This window comes from Flavobacterium sp. 316, from assembly GCF_000967805.1.
GTDB classification, from domain to species: domain Bacteria; phylum Bacteroidota; class Bacteroidia; order Flavobacteriales; family Flavobacteriaceae; genus Flavobacterium; species Flavobacterium sediminilitoris.
Map to the genome: position 1 here is coordinate 224,117 of NZ_JYGZ01000005.1, position 19,466 is coordinate 243,582.

18 protein-coding genes are annotated in these 19,466 nt (G+C 29.0%); 10 read left to right on the forward strand and 8 right to left on the reverse strand.

What is annotated here, in order from left to right; genetic code table 11:
- Positions 1-5: 5 nt before the first annotated feature.
- Both SY27_RS12125 and SY27_RS12130 read right to left on the reverse strand, forming a co-directional pair.
- Positions 6-899, reverse strand: coding sequence for a DMT family transporter (locus SY27_RS12125; protein ID WP_045970646.1), 894 nt, complete (start codon positions 897-899; stop codon positions 6-8).
- Positions 899-1,249 (reverse strand): arsenate reductase family protein, encoded by a 351-nt coding sequence (locus SY27_RS12130; protein WP_045970648.1) that lies wholly within the window; start codon positions 1,247-1,249, stop codon positions 899-901. The genes SY27_RS12125 and SY27_RS12130 overlap by 1 nt, the downstream gene beginning before the upstream one ends.
- Before the next feature lie 192 nt (positions 1,250-1,441).
- On the opposite strand from SY27_RS12130, the gene SY27_RS12135 reads away from it, so the two are divergent.
- Positions 1,442-1,897: a DinB family protein gene (locus SY27_RS12135; protein WP_045970650.1), complete on the forward strand. Its 456-nt coding sequence runs from the start codon at positions 1,442-1,444 to the stop codon at positions 1,895-1,897.
- 97 nt (positions 1,898-1,994) lie between these two features.
- Here SY27_RS12135 and SY27_RS12140 read toward each other — a convergent pair whose 3' ends face one another.
- The 5 genes from SY27_RS12140 to SY27_RS12160 form a co-directional block, all read right to left on the reverse strand.
- Positions 1,995-2,753 (reverse strand): YoaK family protein, encoded by a 759-nt coding sequence (locus tag SY27_RS12140; RefSeq protein ID WP_045970652.1) that lies wholly within the window; start codon positions 2,751-2,753, stop codon positions 1,995-1,997.
- Between the two features lies 1 nt (position 2,754).
- Complete coding sequence (locus SY27_RS12145) at positions 2,755-3,216, reverse strand: hypothetical protein (RefSeq protein WP_045970654.1); 462 nt, start codon at positions 3,214-3,216, stop codon at positions 2,755-2,757.
- Positions 3,217-3,234: 18 nt separating this feature from the next.
- A complete protein-coding gene (locus tag SY27_RS12150; RefSeq protein WP_052705316.1) occupies positions 3,235-3,729 on the reverse strand; it encodes a hypothetical protein in 495 nt (164 codons plus the stop codon).
- 168 nt (positions 3,730-3,897) lie between these two features.
- Positions 3,898-5,274: a HAMP domain-containing sensor histidine kinase gene (locus tag SY27_RS12155; RefSeq protein WP_045970656.1), complete on the reverse strand. Its 1,377-nt coding sequence runs from the start codon at positions 5,272-5,274 to the stop codon at positions 3,898-3,900.
- A 19-nt stretch (positions 5,275-5,293) separates the two neighbouring features.
- Positions 5,294-5,986: a response regulator transcription factor gene (locus tag SY27_RS12160; protein WP_045970658.1), complete on the reverse strand. Its 693-nt coding sequence runs from the start codon at positions 5,984-5,986 to the stop codon at positions 5,294-5,296.
- Positions 5,987-6,093: 107 nt separating this feature from the next.
- On the opposite strand from SY27_RS12160, the gene SY27_RS12165 reads away from it, so the two are divergent.
- Positions 6,094-7,239 (forward strand): cystathionine gamma-synthase, encoded by a 1,146-nt coding sequence (locus SY27_RS12165; RefSeq protein WP_045970660.1) that lies wholly within the window; start codon positions 6,094-6,096, stop codon positions 7,237-7,239.
- A gap of 73 nt (positions 7,240-7,312) precedes the next feature.
- Here the strand turns inward: SY27_RS12165 and SY27_RS12170 are convergent, their stop codons facing one another.
- A complete protein-coding gene (locus SY27_RS12170) occupies positions 7,313-8,092 on the reverse strand; it encodes a hypothetical protein (protein WP_045970662.1) in 780 nt (259 codons plus the stop codon).
- Positions 8,093-8,307: 215 nt separating this feature from the next.
- Between SY27_RS12170 and gdhA the strand changes: the two genes are divergently transcribed.
- From gdhA to SY27_RS12220, 8 genes are all read left to right on the forward strand, one after another.
- Positions 8,308-9,651: an NADP-specific glutamate dehydrogenase gene (gene gdhA, locus SY27_RS12175; RefSeq protein ID WP_045970664.1), complete on the forward strand. Its 1,344-nt coding sequence runs from the start codon at positions 8,308-8,310 to the stop codon at positions 9,649-9,651.
- A gap of 114 nt (positions 9,652-9,765) precedes the next feature.
- A complete protein-coding gene (locus SY27_RS12180) occupies positions 9,766-12,051 on the forward strand; it encodes a two-component regulator propeller domain-containing protein (protein ID WP_045970667.1) in 2,286 nt (761 codons plus the stop codon).
- Complete coding sequence (gene recO, locus SY27_RS12185) at positions 12,051-12,764, forward strand: DNA repair protein RecO (RefSeq protein WP_045970669.1); 714 nt, start codon at positions 12,051-12,053, stop codon at positions 12,762-12,764. Before SY27_RS12180 ends, recO begins: the two co-directional genes overlap by 1 nt.
- A gap of 206 nt (positions 12,765-12,970) precedes the next feature.
- Complete coding sequence (locus tag SY27_RS12190) at positions 12,971-13,897, forward strand: PfkB family carbohydrate kinase (RefSeq protein ID WP_045970671.1); 927 nt, start codon at positions 12,971-12,973, stop codon at positions 13,895-13,897.
- Positions 13,898-13,980: 83 nt separating this feature from the next.
- Positions 13,981-15,879, forward strand: a complete 1,899-nt coding sequence (locus SY27_RS12195; RefSeq protein ID WP_045970672.1) for an amidophosphoribosyltransferase — start codon at positions 13,981-13,983, stop codon at positions 15,877-15,879.
- 787 nt (positions 15,880-16,666) lie between these two features.
- On the forward strand, positions 16,667-17,515 hold the full coding sequence (locus SY27_RS12205) for a hypothetical protein (RefSeq protein WP_045970674.1): 849 nt from the start codon (positions 16,667-16,669) through the stop codon (positions 17,513-17,515).
- A 621-nt stretch (positions 17,516-18,136) separates the two neighbouring features.
- The gene (locus tag SY27_RS12215) at positions 18,137-18,787 is read left to right on the forward strand and encodes a JAB-like toxin 1 domain-containing protein (protein ID WP_045970678.1); all 651 of its coding nucleotides are present in this window, start codon (positions 18,137-18,139) and stop codon (positions 18,785-18,787) included.
- A 63-nt stretch (positions 18,788-18,850) separates the two neighbouring features.
- Positions 18,851-19,414, forward strand: coding sequence for a hypothetical protein (locus SY27_RS12220; protein WP_045970680.1), 564 nt, complete (start codon positions 18,851-18,853; stop codon positions 19,412-19,414).
- Positions 19,415-19,466 lie beyond the last annotated feature (52 nt).

Consider the following 19,466-nt stretch of genomic DNA (forward strand, 5'->3'; position numbering starts at 1 on the left):
ATTGTTTACAAAGTAGGAGTCCTTTTTTTCTGGGTTACTAAATATACACCAATAAAAATCAATACTGCTGAGATTAATTTAACAGGGTTTAATTCGTCTTTTTCTAAGCTAATTGCAAAAAGAGTTGCAAATAATGGTTGTAAATAAATAAAAACAGAAAGTGTTGTTGGTTTCAAATGACGCATTGCCATTAAGTTTATTAAATAAGCTAAAAAAGTTGTGAAGAAAACAAGATAGCCTATTTTAAAATAAATAGTTGTTGGAATAGTTTGCCATTCAATTTGAGAAAATTCTTCATAACCAAAAGGAATTACATAGAGAAGTCCAAAAGTATAAATCCATTTTATAAAAGAAAGTGCATCATATTTGGTTATTAGTTTCTTGATCAAAATAAGATAAACTCCGTAAGAAAATGCATTAAGAAATACTAAAAAATTTCCAAAGCCCGCATTTGAATTATTATGAATCGATTTTCCGTATAATATCAAAATTGTTGCTCCTGTAAGACCTATTATAATTCCAAGGACTTTTTTAAATTCAATTTTTTCTTTAATTATAATAGCAGATAGTATTAAAACTATTATTGGAGCTGTAACCATTAAAACAGAAGCGCTAATAGGAGACGTATAACTAAGCCCTTTAAAAAAAGTAAGTTGGTTAAAAGCAACTCCAAAAAAAGCAGCAGCCATTATTCTAGGGAAATCGGATAATGCGATTTTTTCATTTGGTCCAAAAATTGAAATAATCCAAAATAAAATACTAGCGCCTAAAACCCTAATTAAAATTAGCCCAAAAGGAGCCACATAAATAGGCATAACGTCTTTGGCAACTGTGAAAGTAGCGCCATATATTATAGAAACAAAAGTAGCTCCTATTAATGCCCAATTTCTTTTAGACATTAGCTTAAAGCAGAAATTACTTCGTTAATTACTTTTTGACTATTTCCAATGTATATTTTATCATCAATGATAAAAACAGGTCGACTTAAAAAAGTATAATGTTCTAAAAGATATTTTTTAAAATCAACCTCTGTTAAGTTTTTATCTTTTAATCCTAGTTGTTTGTACAATTGGGCTCTTTTACTAAAAAGTGCTTCATAACTTCCACAAAGATTGTACATTTCATCAATTTCTTTTTCTGTTAAAGGATCTTGTTTTATGTCATGATACTTAAGCTTAGCATCTTTAGGTAAAGATTTTATAATTTTTCTACAAGTATCACAGGAAGCTAAATAGTAAATAGTATTCATTTTAAATTTTTTACAAAAATACAAATTAGAAGCGAATGACTTTGTTTTTATTTGTTTTCCATGTTCCTGCTGTTCATTTTATCTTTTTCTTTGTATTTAAAAGAAAAAGGATGTCATTATCATCAGGGCTAAAAACTAAACTTTAGGATTTTTTTAATATATCATTTTAGTATCTTCGTAAAAACAATTTTTATGGAGACAACTTTTCAAATTTGGGATACAAGCAGAAGAATTTATTTAAATTTCTTAGACACATATTCACTAGAACAATTAAATAAAGTTCCTGAAGGATTTAGTAATAATTTAATATGGAATATTGCTCATGTTATAGTTTCTCAGCAAAAATTAGTTTATACACTATCTGGATTGCCAGTAAATATTTCTCAGCAAATGATTGAAAAGTATCAGAATGGTACAAAACCTCAAGAATTTGTTTCAAATGAAGAAGTATTAGAAATCAAAAAAATGTTGTTTTCGACTTTAGAAAAAACAATGTTGGATTTTAATGCTGGTATTTTTAATACCTTTAATCCTTATCAAACCAAAACAGGATTTCATATAGCAAATCTTCAAAATGCATTTGAATTTAATAATTACCATGAAGGTATTCATCTTGGAATTATGATGCAAATTAAAAAGTTTGTATAAAAAGTTCTAAAAAATTAATTAAATTGAGATTTAGAATTTTGAGCAAATCATATTTTTATGAAGTAATTGATTCTTCTTTTCCTTATATTAATAGTTATTAAGTTTTTACGGTTATCCAATTTATTTTAACATATTTTCTTTTATGTATAAAACGTTTAAAACGTATCTTATAAAGATCATAAAAAATGATAATTACAAGTAAAATACTTACCACATAGAACATCTTAAACCTTAAGGACATATAGGTAAAACCAGCCATTACAGCACCAATAAGGTATGAACTAGCAATTGAAAGTAATAATTTAGCTTTTCCTCTTAAGGCTTTGTTGTCTCTGTATTCTTTTTTCGTGAACATTGAAAATAGAATCCCTAAATCTGTTGTTGTTCCTGTTAAGTGAGTTGTTTTTACTGTAAAATTTGAAATACTTGCAGTTAAACCATTTTGTAAACCCATTGCAAAAAGCATTAATGCTAAAAGTAATTCAGTTTCAGTAAGTGTTTCTTTGTAAAAAAAATCTCCATAAAAACCAACCGCAAGCAAACAAGCTATTTCTAAAATTAAAGGAAGAGAATGAGCAAGGTAAGGATTCTTTTGATTGTAATGAATGACGATTAAGTTTGAAATAAAACTTCCAAAAAAGAACAGGAAAACCCAAGAAAAAACTACAGCAATTTGATAATAATTGCCTTTTACAATTTCAGAAGCTAAAATAGCATAATGACCTGTTACATTTGAAGAAAATGAAAAAAATAAAAGCAATGAACCAATATTTACCATTCCAGCTGTAAAAGCAGTTAATGTCCCTAGTTTTATGTTATCAGAAAGTGATCTACTGTTACTGTATTTCCTAAGCATTTTATTTTATTTTTTTAAATGTTAATCGAGCAATTCCTCGAGCATGAACATCGGTATCAAAATTTAAAATCATTTTGTCTTTTGAAAGTTCAGTTACATTATAGTGTTCTACATTTTGATTGTCATATTTAATCTCTAAAATGTTTCCTCTACCTTTCATACACCAAGAAACTTGTTTTGAATAACCGTTTCCTTCGAGAATTAATTTTCCGTTTGGAAAAAATTTCCATTGTTCTGCCTGATGTATTACTAGATTTTCGCTAATCATGTTTTTTACATAATTTGAAATGCTATTGAAACCAAAATTCGAATTTTCATTTGTATCTACTTTTTCATATTCCCAAATTAATTCTTCCCATTTTCCTTCAATAACTTGTTCTGGACTTTTAGCCATACTTATTAATGTTAAAAACAACATAAAACCTACGCTAAAAAAGGCTAAATATTTATATACAAGTTTCATGATTTTTATTTTTTTGGGTTATCCAATAGAAACCTGACTAAATACTTCTGCTACTTTCCCTTTTTCAGGAGAAATTGCATTAATAGAAGAATTAACTGTAATAGGGCTCATTTTGCATTTTTTTACAAAACGCGACAAATTGAAACTGCTTTTATGACTAAATGATGGCTCTATATCTGACATAATAATTTCATCAATTTTATTTATTTCGATATAATTATTAAATGAAGAAATAGTGTAGCCTGTAAATAAATCCATAGTCATTGAATTTATTTGAGATGCAAATTTGTTTTTAATCACTTCACAAGCTTCTTTAAATTCTGGTGAAGACAATGAATTTATCTGTTGGAATTTAGAAAAGAAAAGTAAATCCGTAATTGAATCACTTAAATTAAATCCATGTAAAAGAATAATATTATATGTATTATTTGATGGATTTGAACTTAAAATTGATTTTAAAATATTTAGTGATTGAACTGTAAAATCTGTTGGAATTAAAATTGTCTTTTTCATAACTTCTAAGTTGTTAATAATTTATATTGCAAATTTAGAAGTACGAAGTTAGAGCCGTTTTAAGGTAAGATTAGAATGTAATTAAAATATAGATGTTAAGATTAGAATAGAATTAGAAAAATATAAAATTTAGTTAATAATCTTAATTTTTTCTGAAATTATGTTTTTTTAAAGTCCAAGTGATTGCCATGTAGGTAATGTTATTTGAACTGTAGTGCCTTCATTCTCAATGGAGTTTACAATCAATTTTCCCTTGTGCATTCGTATGATGTTTCGTGATAAAGGAAGACCAATTCCATATCCTTCGTAGTTTTTGGTATTGGAAGCTCTGAAAAATGGATCGTAAATGTATTTTATTTCGTTCATTGGAATACCTATTCCAGTATCTTTAATGACTATATAAATAAAATCATCTGAAGCTCCAATTGAAATGGTTACAGTATTAAAATTTGAATATTTACAACCATTGCTTATAATGTTGCTCAACGCAAGATGAAGCAATTGTTTATTTCCATTGACTTTTAATTTAATTGGATTTTCAGGTAGAAGTTCAATATTTACAAAAATTTTATTTTTGGAATTTAGAGTTTCTAGATTTTCTTTTACATCCCAAATTAATTCATCAATTCGCATTTTTTCAAATTTCTGAACCTTTCCATTAAATCCAGTTTGGGCTAGAAATAAAAGAGCTTTAGTCTTATTATCTAATTTTTCAGCTTCTTGCGATATAATTTTTAAGGATTCAATATATTCATCACGATTTCTTGGCTTTGAAAGTGTAACATCCGCTTCGCCAATAATAGCTGTTAGAGGAGTCCTAAGTTCATGAGATGCATTGCTGATAAAATTATTTTGTGTTTCAAATGAAGTTTCAATTCTGTCTAACATTTGGTTGAATGTTCTGGCTAATTCGTTTAATTCATCATTGGTATTATTATCATTTAGTCTCAAGTAAAGATTTTCAGAACTAATTTCTTTCACTTTTTCAGTAATTATAGTGATTGGTTTAAAAATGTTTTTAGAATAGTAGAAAGAAATATAAAGTAAAAGTAAAAATGCAGCACCAATAGCAAAAAGCAACGTCTGAATTAAGTTTTGAGCTTGATTCATTTCAAAATAATTTTCAGCTGCCGTGATTACGATAAAATTTTCAGCATTTGATTCATAACGAATGCCTTTGTATAAGAATTTTTTATCAACAAATTTGGCATTTCCTTTATCTACAACAGTTTTAAAAAAAGAAATAGGAATACCAATCTTCTTTGATTCGTTAATGAAATCATTGTTTTCTTTAATAGGAATAAAAAAATCTTTTTGATGTGGGAGTTTTTCAGCAGTGCTCAAATCATAAACAGCACTAGTGATTTCATCATTCTCCTTGTCTAATTGCTCCTTAGCAACTTTAAAAGCTCTAGCTTCTAATAATTTAAATAAATAATCTTCTGAATATTTAGATACTGAATTGTATATAAAAATGCTAAAAAGAAAAATTACTATTAGAAAGGGAATGAGTAATAATAGTATATTTTTAGATTGTCTTTTCATTGATGTTTTTTGAAGGTTTTTAGCTTTCTTTTAAAACATAACCCATTCCAATAACGGTATGGATTATTTTTTCGTTTTGATTAGTGTCAATTTTTTTTCTAAGATAATTGACATAAACATCTACAACGTTTGTTCCTAAATTATAATCTATTCCCCAAACAGCCTCGAGAATTTCAAACCTAGACAATACTTTGTTTTTGTTTTTCATAAAGAAAAAAAGTAATTTGTATTCCGTTGAGGTTAGTGATATTTCTTCACCATTGCGAGTAACGCTTTTGGTATAATCATCTAAAATCAAGTCATTAAAAGAATAGGTGTAATCGTTGTTTTTATCTTTTTTCGGATTTCCTTTTGAGCGTCTCAATAAAGATTTTATTCGGGCAACTAATTCTATAAATTTAAAAGGTTTAACCAAATAATCATCAGCACCATTTTCTAGGCCTAGAACGATATTTTCTGGAGTTCCAAGAGCGGTTAAAAATAGAATAGGAACTTCTTGGTTTTCCTGACGAATAAATTTACATACATCTAATCCATTTATTTCGGGTAACATGATGTCTAATATAATCAAATCAAAACTATTGTCTAAAGCCAACTGAAGACCAGATTTTCCATCAAAAGCGATACTTATTTCAAACCCTTCTTCAGTGAGTCCTTTTTTAATAAACGAAACTACAGATACTTCATCTTCTACAACAAGAATTTTTTTCATATAAGTAAGGGATAATAAACTTTAGGAAAATTTTGGCACTAAACTTTTGTTGCAAATTAAAAAAAATCCTTTAAACTTAATACCTTTGTAACTTAAAATTAAGAAAAATGAAATTCAATACAAAAACTATACACGGAGGTCAACATCATGAAAAAGTAACAGGTTCTGTTATGCCACCTGTTTTTCAAACATCAACTTACGCACAAACAAGTCCTGGAAAACCTGTTGGAGAATACGAGTATTCAAGAGCAGCAAATCCAACAAGAACGGCCTTAGAAGATGCTTTGGCAAGTATAGAAAATGGTACAAGAGGATTAGCTTTTGCTTCTGGTTTAGCAGCTACAGATTCTGTAATGAAGTTGCTTAAGCCAAATGATGAAGTTATTGCAATGGATGATTTGTATGGCGGCACTTATAGAATGTTTGCTCGAATTTATCAAGATTTTGGGATTAAATTTCATTTTGTGGACATGACTGATTTGCAAAAATTAGAATCTCTAATTAATGAAAATACAAAATTAGTTTGGGTTGAAACTCCAACAAATCCATTAATGAAATTAGCTGATATTGCTGAAATTTCAAAAATTACTAAAAAACACAACCTACTTTTTGCAGTTGATAATACTTTTGCAACACCTTATTTACAAAAACCATTAGATTTAGGGGCAGATATTGTTATGCATTCGGCTACAAAATATTTAGGTGGACATAGTGATGTTATTGCTGGTGCTTTAATAGTTAAAGATAAAGAATTGGGTGAAAAACTACATTTTGCTCAATTTGCAACAGGAGGAACTTTAGGTCCAATGGACAGTTATTTGGTGTTAAGAGGAATCAAAACCTTACATTTAAGAGTACAACGTCATTGTGAAAACGGTGAAAAAGTAGCACAATATTTGAATACTCATCCAGCAGTTAAAAGAGTTTATTATCCAGGTTTGGAAAGTCATCCACATTATAATATTGCTAAAAAGCAAATGATTGGTGGTTTTGGAGGAATGGTAACTTTTACTTTTAATTCTGGAAAAATGGAAGATGCTGTGAAATTTTTGGAAAAGGTTAAAGTATTTACTTTGGCTGAATCTCTTGGTGGAGTTGAATCTTTGGCAAATCACCCAACAACAATGACTCACGCTTCTGTACCAGCAGAAAAAAGAGCTGAAATCGGAATTACAGATGATTTAGTTCGTTTAAGTGTTGGAGTAGAAGATATAGATGATTTATTAGCTGATTTAGAACAAGCATTAAGATAATAGTGAGTATATAAAAATGAAAATGCCTCAATATTAATTGAGGCATTTTTTTATGTTTTAAATAATATAATAATTAATCTAAGTAATATATATATCCAAAGTTTAACCAAACATTCCAATCATTAGATTTGTTTTCTTGCCATACATCAGGATTTTTTCTTAAACCATCAACCCAATCTGAAAAGTAATATTGCCACCTTAATTCTACAAATAAATCTGATAATTCAGTTAATTTGTAACGAGTACCTATACTAGATACAACAGAAAAAGTATTTCCTCCTTCAGAAGAATATCCATCAGGTAAATATCTATAATATGTAGTTTCAGGAGTTCCTAAAGGACCTAATTCTGAATAAGTATTATTTTGGAAAAAAGAAAAATGAGCACCAAGACCTACAAACGGAGCCCAGCCACCTTTTCTACTAGTAAATTCTCTAATGCTCCATGGATAGTACTCTAACTGCATACCAATATCAGTTACTTTGGCTTCTCCTTTCATGGCATTTAGTTGAATTCCTCCTAGAGTATTTTTTTCAGCCCATTTTCCAAAGTGTTCTAATTTTGTGCTATTGTATGATAATTCTGAACGTAATTTGAAATGATCATTAAAATAAGAGTCAGGAGTGTAACAGTTACATTCTGCACCATAAGAGAAATTAAGATAATGTACAAGACCTATAGCAAAACCTGTGTTTCCTTTATTAGTATCAAAATCATTTCTAACACCAAAATCTGACTGAAAGGCAACACCACCTACAAAAGCTCCAATTTCGTGAGAAAAACCGCGCTGTGCATTTGATGTGAATGGCGCAATAATACTTAAAAAAAGTAGGTGCTTAATTATTTTAGACATCTTTAAAGAGTTTCATTACTAGGACAAATATATAAAAACTAATTGCACTGTGAAATTTTTTTTATTTTTTTAGTTAAAAAAAGTGAAAACAAGTTAATTGGCATATTTTTTTATTCAAAAAAAAGGCAGGTGATTTAATAAAATGTATATTTGTTGCGCAAAAACGAAAACGTTTTCATTAAGTAAAATGAAAGTGTAATTAAACCAAAATAATCATGAAAGAAAGTGTATCATCTTTTATTGAAGCAGTAGCTAAAAGAAATTCAAATGAGCCTGAATTTATGCAGGCAGTTCAAGAGGTAGCAGAAACTGTTATCCCTTTCATTGAAGAGAATAAAAAATACCAAGGCAAAATGCTTTTGGAAAGAATGGTGGAGCCAGAACGTGTAATCATGTTTCGTGTTGCATGGATTGATGATGCAGGGAATACTCAGGTAAATAGAGGTTTCCGTATTCAAATGAATTCTGCAATTGGACCATATAAAGGAGGAATTCGTTTTCATCCATCAGTAAATTTAAGTATTTTGAAATTTTTAGCTTTCGAGCAGGTTTTCAAAAATAGTTTAACTACATTGCCAATGGGTGGTGGAAAAGGAGGATCTGATTTCGATCCAAAAGGAAAGTCAGATGTGGAAATTATGCGTTTTTGTCAGGCATTTATGACTGAGTTGTCAAAACATATTGGAGCAGATACAGATGTTCCAGCAGGAGATATTGGTGTAGGAGGAAGAGAAGTAGGGTATATGTTTGGTCAATATAAAAGATTAAGAAATGAATTTACAGGAGTTTTAACAGGTAAAGGAATTACTTTCGGAGGATCATTAATTCGTCCTGAAGCAACAGGTTATGGAGACGTGTATTTTGCTCAAAATATGTTGGCAACAAAAGGAGAAAGTTTCTCTGGAAAAACCGTAGTTGTTTCTGGATCAGGAAACGTTGCGCAATATGCAATTGAAAAAGTGATTCAATTAGGAGGAAAAGTAGTTACGGCTTCAGATTCTTCAGGATATATCTATGATGAAGCTGGAATTGACGCTGAAAAATTAGCATATATAATGGAAATTAAAAATGTTAATTATGGCCGTATAGGAGATTATATAACTAAGTACCCAAATGCTAAGTTTGTTGCAGGAAAACGTCCTTGGGAAGTTAAATGTGATATTGCATTACCTTGTGCTACACAAAATGAATTGAACGGAGAAGAGGCTAAAATTTTAGTTGCAAATGGTTGTATTTGTGTTGCGGAAGGAGCAAATATGCCATCTACTCCAGAAGCAATAGAAGTTTTTCAACATGCAAAAATATTGTTTGCACCTGGAAAAGCATCTAATGCAGGAGGTGTAGCAACATCTGGACTTGAGATGTCTCAAAATTCTTTACGTTTAAGCTGGTCAAGAGAAGAGGTAGATGAAAAATTAAAAGGAATTATGTCAAATATTCATGAAGCATGTGTTAAATATGGTAAAAATTCAGATGGATATGTTGATTATGTAAAAGGAGCTAATATTGCTGGTTTTGTTAAAGTTGCAGATGCAATGTTAGCACAAGGAGTAGTTTAATCTTTTTAAAATAAAACAAAAAAAGGCTTACAATTTTGTAAGCCTTTTTTTGTGAAATTATACCTAAATTAAATTTTAAACGTTTATAGTATATTTGTATAAATAAAAAGATAGATGAGATTAAAAATAGTTTTCATATTATTCTTCATTAGTCAGTTGATTATAGCGCAAGGAAATCTTCTTTGGAAAGGATATTTTTCATATAATGAAATTGTTGATGTTGAAGTTTCTACTACTAAAGTATTTGCTGCAACAGAAAATAGTATTTTTAATAAAGAGAATACTCAGCAAGATGTTAATATATTAAATTCAATTAATGGGTTTAAACCAGAATCTATTACTGCAATCCATTATTCGGAATTATATAATAAAACAATAGCGGGAAATAGTAACGGTTTAATAGTTATAGCAAATGATGATGGAAGTATAATTACTAAAGTCGATATTATAGAGGAAGTTCCGGTGCCACCAAATAAGAAAAAAATAAATGATTTTTACGAATATGAGGGTAAAATATTTATTGCAACGGATTATGGAATTTCAGTGCTAGATGTTATGACAAATGAGTTTATAGTGACTTATTTTATAGGAACATCTGGAGAAGAAACAGAAGTGTTGCAGACTACTGTTTTAAATAATGAAATATATGCAGTGACTAGACAATATGGAATAAGAAAAGGAAATTTGTCGAATCCTTTTTTATATGATTTTAATCAATGGCAAACTTTTGATGCTGGATATTGGCTAGGAATTGTAACGTTAAATAATAAAATTGTTGCAATGAATACAAATAATATAACGTATCAATATAATGGTTCGTTTCAGCAAATTTTAAATCAAAATCAGTTTGGGAAGAAAATAAAAACAAATGGAAACGAATTGATAGTAACTACTCAAAACAATATTTTTGTCTTAGATGATCAGTTTAATCAAATAGCTCATGTTACTTCAATTCCAGGTTTTAATGTTTCTTTTTCTGCAGCAAATGTAGTAGATGGTCAGTTGTATATTGGAACAGATAAAAACGGATTATTTCAAACGTTTCTTTCAAATCCAACTGTTTTTGAAAATATTTCTCCAGACGGACCTGTAAGGAATTATATTTTTAGAGTTAAAAAAGCAGCAAATTTTTTATGGGCAGTGTATGGAGATTATTCAAAAGAATTTAACCCTTATCCATTAGACGAATTGCCAATAAGTAAGTTTTCATTAAATAATGGATGGGAAAATATTTTATATGATGATTTATATCAAGCTAAATCTATTTCAGATATTATTATAAATCCTAATAACCAAAACCAAGTTTACGCATCTTCGTATTTTTCAGGGTTATTGAAAATTGAAGGAGATGAAGTATCGATTTTTAATAATACAAATACAGGAGTAAATGGATTAGAATCATTGATTTTATCTCCACCAAATCCTTCTTATGTGGATATTAGGATTAATGGAATGGCATTTGATAAGAATAATAATCTTTGGTTAACCAATGGATTTGTGAAAAATGGGATAAAAGTTTTAAAAGCAACAGGTCAGTGGCAATCATATAGCTTAGAAGGGATTTCATCAACTTATGAAACAGGAAGGTATGGCTCAATAAAAATTGATAAAAATAATACTAAATGGATTCCTGCTTATAATGAAGGAATAATTGCTTTTAACGATCAAATGAATAATAAATTCATTGTTGTTAATTCTGAAAATGGAAATTTGCCAGATCGTGTAGTAAATTGTGTAGCAATTGATAATCGTAATCAGTTGTGGATAGGAACATTTAAAGGACTTAGGGTTTTGTCTAGTGTAGATCAATTTATTGCAGAAGATGAATTAACAACATCTTCTATTATTATTCAAGAGGGAGATTTGGCTCAAGAATTATTTTATCAACAGAACATACTTGATATAGAAGTAGATGGTGCAAATAGGAAGTGGATTTCGATTGAAGAAGGAGGTGTTTTTTTAGTTTCTCCAAATGGCCAACAAACAATTTATAGATTTACAAATAGTAATTCTCCTTTACCTACTAATAGTGTAATTGATGTTGAAGTAGACGGAATAACAGGAGAAGTGTTTTTTGTGACCGATAAAGGAATGGTTTCATTTTTAGGAACATCAACGAAATCTAGTGATGATTTAGCAAATGTTTATGTCTACCCAAACCCTGTAAGGCCTGAGTTCTCAGGAACTGTAAAAATTGCAGGACTGACTGATAAAGCAAATGTTAAAATTACTGACATTGAAGGGAATTTAGTATATGAAACAACATCTGCTGGCGGTACAATAGAATGGGATACAAAAGCTTTTGGTAGTTACAAGGTTTCTTCAGGAGTGTATATGGTTTTTGTAGCTTCACAAGATGGATTAGATTCTACTGTTAAGAAAATAATGATTGTTAGATAATGATTGTTAAAACAAAAGCAATTGTAATTTCAATTACAAAATATCAAGAGAAAAGTTTAATAGTAAAATGTTTAACAAAGTTAGAGGGTGTAAAAACGTATTTTGTTAATAATGCTTATACAGGTAAGAATAATAAATATAAAATTTCTTTATTTCAACCTCTAAATCAGATTGAGGTTGAAGCATATCATAAAAATAAAGGAACACTAGAACGATTTAAAGAAGTTAAAATAATCTATCCGTATCAAACAGTTTATCTTAATATTGAAAAAACAGCAATAGCTCTTTTTTTATCTGAAATATTGCAAAGCGTAATAAAAGAAGAGGGTAAAAATGAAGATTTGTTTGTTTATATTGAAACAGCTCTTCAGTGGTTTGATAACCATGATGAAATTGCAAATTTTCATTTGATTTTACTGTTTCAAATAACTAAATATTTAGGATTTTATCCTCAAGTAAACACAGAAAAGAATACTTTTTTTGAAATGACTGAAGGGATTTTTGTTTCTTCACCAAGTATAACCTCTTTGTCTGCAGAAAATACATTACTTTTGAAAAAGTTACTTAATCTTAAGTTTGATGATAATCAAAAAGTGTTTACATCTATTCAAAGACAATTATTGTTGAAAATTTTGATTGAATATTATAATTTAAACTTTGAAAATTTTAAAACTCCTAAATCCTTGCAAGTTTTGAAAGAAGTATTCTCGTAGAAATGTTTTTAAATAAATAGAGTAAAAAATGATTTATAAAAATTGTTGCTAGGCATAGAATAAGGTGAATTGTCTATTTTTTCTAGGAATTTCAGTAGGTAAAGAAAATTGAATTGTTTGCTAACGATGTTATTTTTAAATAGTCAAACCTTTTAATCTTTAAATCTAAAGTTTTATCTTTGCAACTTATTTCAAAAAAGATATAAATGAATAAATTACTAATAGTAGGTACGGTAGCCTTTGATGCTATTGAAACACCTTTTGGAAAAACGGATAAAATTTTAGGTGGAGCAGCAACCTATATTGGTTTGTCTTCTTCTTTTTTTAATGTTAATGCTGCGATTGTTTCTGTTGTTGGAGATGATTTTCCAAAAGAATATCTAGATTTATTAGAAAAAAAAGGAATTAATATTGAAGGAATAGAAATTGTAAAAGGAGGAAAAACTTTCTTTTGGAGTGGAAAATATCACAACGATTTAAACTCAAGAGATACATTGATTACAGAACTTAATGTATTAGCAGATTTTAATCCTATAGTGCCCCAAGAATATAAAAATTCTGATGTGGTTTTATTAGGGAATTTACATCCATTAGTTCAAGCAGGAGTATTAGATCAAATGGCAGAAAAACCTAAACTAATTGTTTTAGATACAATGAATTTTTGGATGGATTGTGCTTTACCAGAATTAAAAAGTGTAATTGAACGTGTTGATGTTATCACAATAAATGACGAAGAAGCTCGTCAATTATCAGGAGAGTATTCATTGGTAAAAGCTGCTGAAAAAATTCACACAATGGGACCTAAATATGTCGTGATTAAAAAAGGAGAACATGGAGCATTATTGTTTCATAAAAAAGAAGTTTTCTTTGCTCCTGCTTTACCACTAGAAGAAGTGTTTGATCCAACAGGAGCTGGAGATACATTTGCAGGAGGATTTGCAGGTTATATCGCTCAAAGTGAAAATATATCATTTGACAATATGAAAAACGGGGTTATTTATGGCTCTAATTTGGCTTCTTTCTGTGTAGAGAAATTTGGTACAGAGAGAATGGAAAATCTAGAAAAAAACGAAGTTATTTCTCGTTTGCAACAATTTAAAGCGCTAACACAATTTGAAATAAAATTAGATTAAATAATTATGCCTCGAAAATCGAGGCATTTTTAATATAAAATTCATTGATTTAACTATATAATAACACACAACACAACAACTTTATGAGCGACGCTATTAAACATGAATGTGGCATTGCCCTTTTACGATTATTAAAACCTTTGGAATATTATAAGGAGAAATACGGATCTTCATTTTATGGAGTGCAAAAGATGTATCTTCTTATGGAAAAACAACACAATAGAGGTCAGGATGGGGCTGGTTTAGCTAGTATAAAGTTAGATGTTGATCCTGGGCAAAGGTATATAAGTAGAATTCGTTCAAATGATTCACAACCTATTAAAGATATTTTTTCGCAGATAAACGAAAGAATTAGCAATGAACTTGATGAGAATCCTGAATATCAAAATAACGTATCATTACAAAAAGAAAACATTCCATATATAGGAGAATTATTTTTAGGACATGTTCGTTATGGAACATTTGGCAAAAACAGTATTGAAAGTGTTCATCCTTTTTTACGTCAAAATAATTGGATGCATCGTAATCTTATTGTTGCAGGTAATTTTAACATGACAAATGTTAAAGAATTATTTCAAGATCTAGTTAATTTGGGTCAACATCCTAAACAATTAGCAGATACAGTTACTGTAATGGAAAAAATAGGACACTTTCTAGATGATGAAGTCACAGCTTTATATCAAGAGTGTAAGAATGAAGGTTTAACAAAACAGGAAGCTTCTCCTGTAATTGCCGAAAGATTAAATATTCCTAGAATTTTAGAACGAGCTTCTAGAAATTGGGATGGAGGATATGCAATGGCTGGTTTACTAGGACATGGTGATTCTTTTGTAATGAGAGACCCTGCCGGAATTCGTCCAACTTTTTATTATCAAGATGATGAAATTGTAGTTGTTGCTTCAGAAAGACCTGTTATACAAACAGTATTTAATGTTTCTTTTGAAAAAGTTAAAGAGTTAAATCCTGGAAATGCAATTATTGTTAAGAAAAACGGATCAGTTTCCATAAATGAAATCAGAACACCTTTAGAAAAGAAAGCGTGTTCTTTTGAAAGAATCTATTTCTCAAGAGGAAGCGATTCTGAAATTTATAGAGAAAGAAAAGAATTAGGAAAATTAGTTTTTCCTTCCATTTTGAAAGCAATTGATAACGATACCGATAATACCGTTTTTTCATTTATTCCTAATACTGCTGAAACATCATTTTACGGAATGGTAGAAGCGGCAAATGATTTCTTAAACCAAAGAAAGATACAAACGATATTAGAGAATAGAGAAAAATTATCCGAAGAAAAATTACAGGAAATACTTTCAGTGAAATTACGATCTGAAAAAGTAGCAATTAAAGATGCGAAATTAAGAACATTTATTACGGAAGATAGTAGTCGAGATGATTTAGTAGCTCATGTTTACGATGTTACTTATGGTGTTGTTAAACCAACAGATAATTTAGTTATTATTGATGATAGTATTGTAAGAGGAACTACTCTAAAACAGAGCATTATTAAAATGATGGATAGGCTGCAACCTAAAAAAATAGTAGTAGTCTCTTCAGCGCCTCAAATTCGTTTCCCAGATTGTTACGGAATTGATATGGCAAAACTAGAAGGACTAGTTGCTTTTAGAGCAGCATTAGAATTATTAAAAGAGCGCAATTTATATCATATTGTTGATGATATTTATAAGAAATCGAAAGCACAAGAAGATTTTAAAGATGCAGATGTAATAAATTATGTAAATGAAATTTACGCTCCATTTACGGATCAGGAAATTTCAGATAAGATTGCTGAAATGCTTACTCCAGAAAATACAAATGCAGAAGTAAAGATTATTTATCAAACCGTTGATAATCTACACAAGGCATGTCCTAAGAATTTAGGAGATTGGTATTTCACAGGAGATTACCCAACAAATGGAGGCAATAGAGTTGTAAATAAGGCATTTATGAATTTTTATGAAGGAAAAGACGCTAGAGCGTATTAGAAGCCTCTTTTTGACGATTTTTTTAACCATTCGACAAATATTTTATGCTAGCATATCAAATCTATACTACTTTAGTACTACCAGAAAATTAGTAGGTTAAGTTTTATGGTAGATTTGGGGCAAAAAGGGTGAAAGTAATATTTCACCTTTTTTATTTTATAAAAGTATTTTTAAAGATTCAAAGAACCTTTAAACGTTTTTTTTAGTTGTTTGACAATTTTTTTATGTATAGAATATATGTTACTATATCTTAGCACTACCAGAAAATTAGTAGGTTAAGTTTTATGGTAAATTTGGGGCAAAAAGGTGAAAATATTTTCACCTTTTTTTATTTAAAAAAAATCACTTGATTTATAAATTGTTCAACTAGAAAATCTAAAAAAGATATTTCAAAAAACAGTCAAATATTTTGTTATATTTGAGATATAGAAACGTTCTTACATTTAGAAACAAAAGAGACTATTTTAGGCTAAAAAAATGTCAAAAAAGACGAGAAAGTGCTATTTTTAGATACTTTTAATCTGGCATTAAGTATCAATATCATTAGTACTTAGCAAGTTTTGACTACTATCCTTTTGGAATGACCTTGCCAGACCTAGACAAACCAAGCTCTGACTACCGTTACGGCTTCCAAGGACAAGAAAAAGATGACGAGTTAAAAGGACTAGGAAATTCTTTAAATTACACCTTTAGAATGCATGATCCTCGAGTGGGTAGGTTTTTTGTTGTGGGTCCTTTGACGCATAAATATCCTCATTATACTCCTTATTAATTTAGTGGAAATAAAGTGATTGCTTTTACTGAATTAGAAGGAATTGAAGAACAAATTGCAATTTATGATGATCAAAAGAAAGAATGGAAATGTAAAATTAAAAGAGATTTTTCTGTAAAAGATTGGACTGATTATCAATACGCTTTACTTAAAATTTTAACAGATGAATATAGTAAAGGAAAGTGTGTGTTTTATGGTTACAGTGATTATACTTCTAAGGTATCAGAAAGTGAAAAACTTATGGTGCCTGAAAATGGAACATTAATGATTGATTTGACAGGAAGTTATCCAGTTTATAAATTTACTTTTTATAATAGTGATTTATTAAAAAATTCTAATGATGATTCGATACAATGGTCAATATATTGGAAAGCAATTAAAACATTTAATTGGATAGCTCCACAAGGAGATCCCTTAATAGATAGATCAGAAAAATACTCAAGTACTGTAAAAAATGTACAAGCTGTTGCTCTCTCATTTGCTGGTCAAGGTTTGGTAACTTTGAATTTAGGCATAAAGGGATTAGCTGCGTTAAAAACTCCTGTTGGTAAAGCCGTTTTTGAAACTGTAGCTCAAATTGCAGTAAAAGGAGATGTTGAAAATGTTGACATTACTGACATCACTGCAACTGTTTTAATTAATAATCAATATGCTAGAGATGTATTAAAATCGTTTCTAGATACATCTGTTGAAAAGGGATTAAATATAAAAGATTTAAATGTAGGTTTGAGAGAATTTGGATTGAGGATCATTATTAATAAAATCAATCCAGTTAATGAAGATCAAAAGGGACAAAGATACGTTATAGATGTGGTTAAAAAAATAGAACTTAATGAGACAAAAGAAATATTAAAAGACGAATAACCTTTAAATATTAATAACAATTTGTTAAGATTTTTAATTTTCCTAAAATACATTAAATAAAGATGAAAAAAACATTAATTGGATTGATTATTATAGTTGTTTTAATCCTTAGTTTAAGAAAAACTTTAATTTTAGACAAGAATAGTAAATTAATAAATTCGAACTATATAGTTACAAAAGCCAATATTATTGATTATTATGAGATTGGTATTTCTAATTATTACTTAACGTATGAATATATAGTTAAAAATGTAAAATACACTAACAAATTTATACCCAAAAATCTTTACAAAGATTGTGAGGATAATCAAAAATGTATTGGTAAGCAAATTTACATAAGATATTATCTAGAAGACTCAAGTATTAGCGAGCCTATATATGATAGCATTCCCTAGCTGGTCCGAGCGTCTCTAAATAATCGGCATCGCTACCGCGAGCTTCTAGCTCGTGGGTACAAAGAATAAAATAACAAAAGCAACTTTTAAAAGAGTTGCTTTTGTTGTTTTAAAAAGTACTATATTTACAACACGTTCTTACAAATAGTTTTGAGTTACAGATGACTACTGTTATGGCTTCCAAGGACAAGAAAAAGATGATGAATATCCTTCTCCTTATTTAAGTATGGGCAATAACCCAATTAGTTTGATTGACCCTGACGGGGGACAAACGAATGATACCTATAAAATGGATAAAAATAGTAATATTAATAGGGTTGATAATAAAAAGTATTATGATGCAAAAGGTAATGAAGTTGATAGATTATATTCAGAATCTGGCAATTTTATTGAAATTTCAGATTTAAAATTAATGACTCAATCTAAAGCCCCGATAGCTGCTTTGAAAAATATTCTGCCTTCAAAAAGTAATCCTAATAAAACAGTGGATTTAAACGCTGCATTAACAAAAAATATAAAAGATGCATATAATTTATTTTACTTTGCAGGAACAGAAACAGATGTTGAATGGAGTTTAACACAACATAAGGGCAGTAAGTTTGTTCTTTCAACAAATCATCATAAAGATTTTACATATACTACAGAAAGCTATAATCACTTTGGGTTAAGCGTAAACACTTTGCAAAAGCATTATCATACTCACCCTGGAGACTATAGAAACGGTCCATCGGCTATGGATGTAACAATTACGAGTAATAATGCAATGTTTAGAATGAAGCATATGGATAAGTCTACTTTGGATTCGAGTGTTCCTGCTAAATATTTTGTATTTCATGGAAGGACTAAGAATAAAACTTTGACCGAGTATAATTATTGATCAAAAAATATAAAAACAACAACTATTAATGGACCTTCAGGTTTGTAATCTAATTTTTTTGAAATGAAAAAATTTATTATATGTTTATTATTAATTTCTTTTTTATCTTGTAATGAAAAAGAAACAGTTTTAAAAAAGGATACTACGCCCTCGTTATCTTTTTTAGGTGTTGAAATGTATGATGGGTTAAGTCCGTATGCTTTTTTTTATTCAATAGATTTTGATAAAGGCAACATCATAAGATATATGATAAATATTGAGTTTATTCATCTTTTACCGCCAAAAGATTATGAAGGTAATTTTAATAAAAGGTTATATGATAAAGATAGTTTAGGTGGAGAATTTTCATTAAAAATAGTTCCTGAAAAAGAAAGAAAAACTAAAATTGTTAAGTTATCAAATGAAGAAAAAGAAAGGCTATTAAAAATTATTTTATCCTTTGACAGGGATGATTTAAAAAGTAGTTTTACTTTAGACGTAGAACCTATAAATCTTTTTATTTGCAAATATCATTTAATTTATGAAGACGGTAAAATAATAGATGTTGAGAGAGAGTTTAACCTTAGAGATAAGCATTTAGAATTAAATGAAGAAATAAACAATCTTTTTTTAAGTTTGAGTCGATAATATTCCCTAGTATTCTATGATAAAAACAAGTAAAAAATGAATTATTATTGTT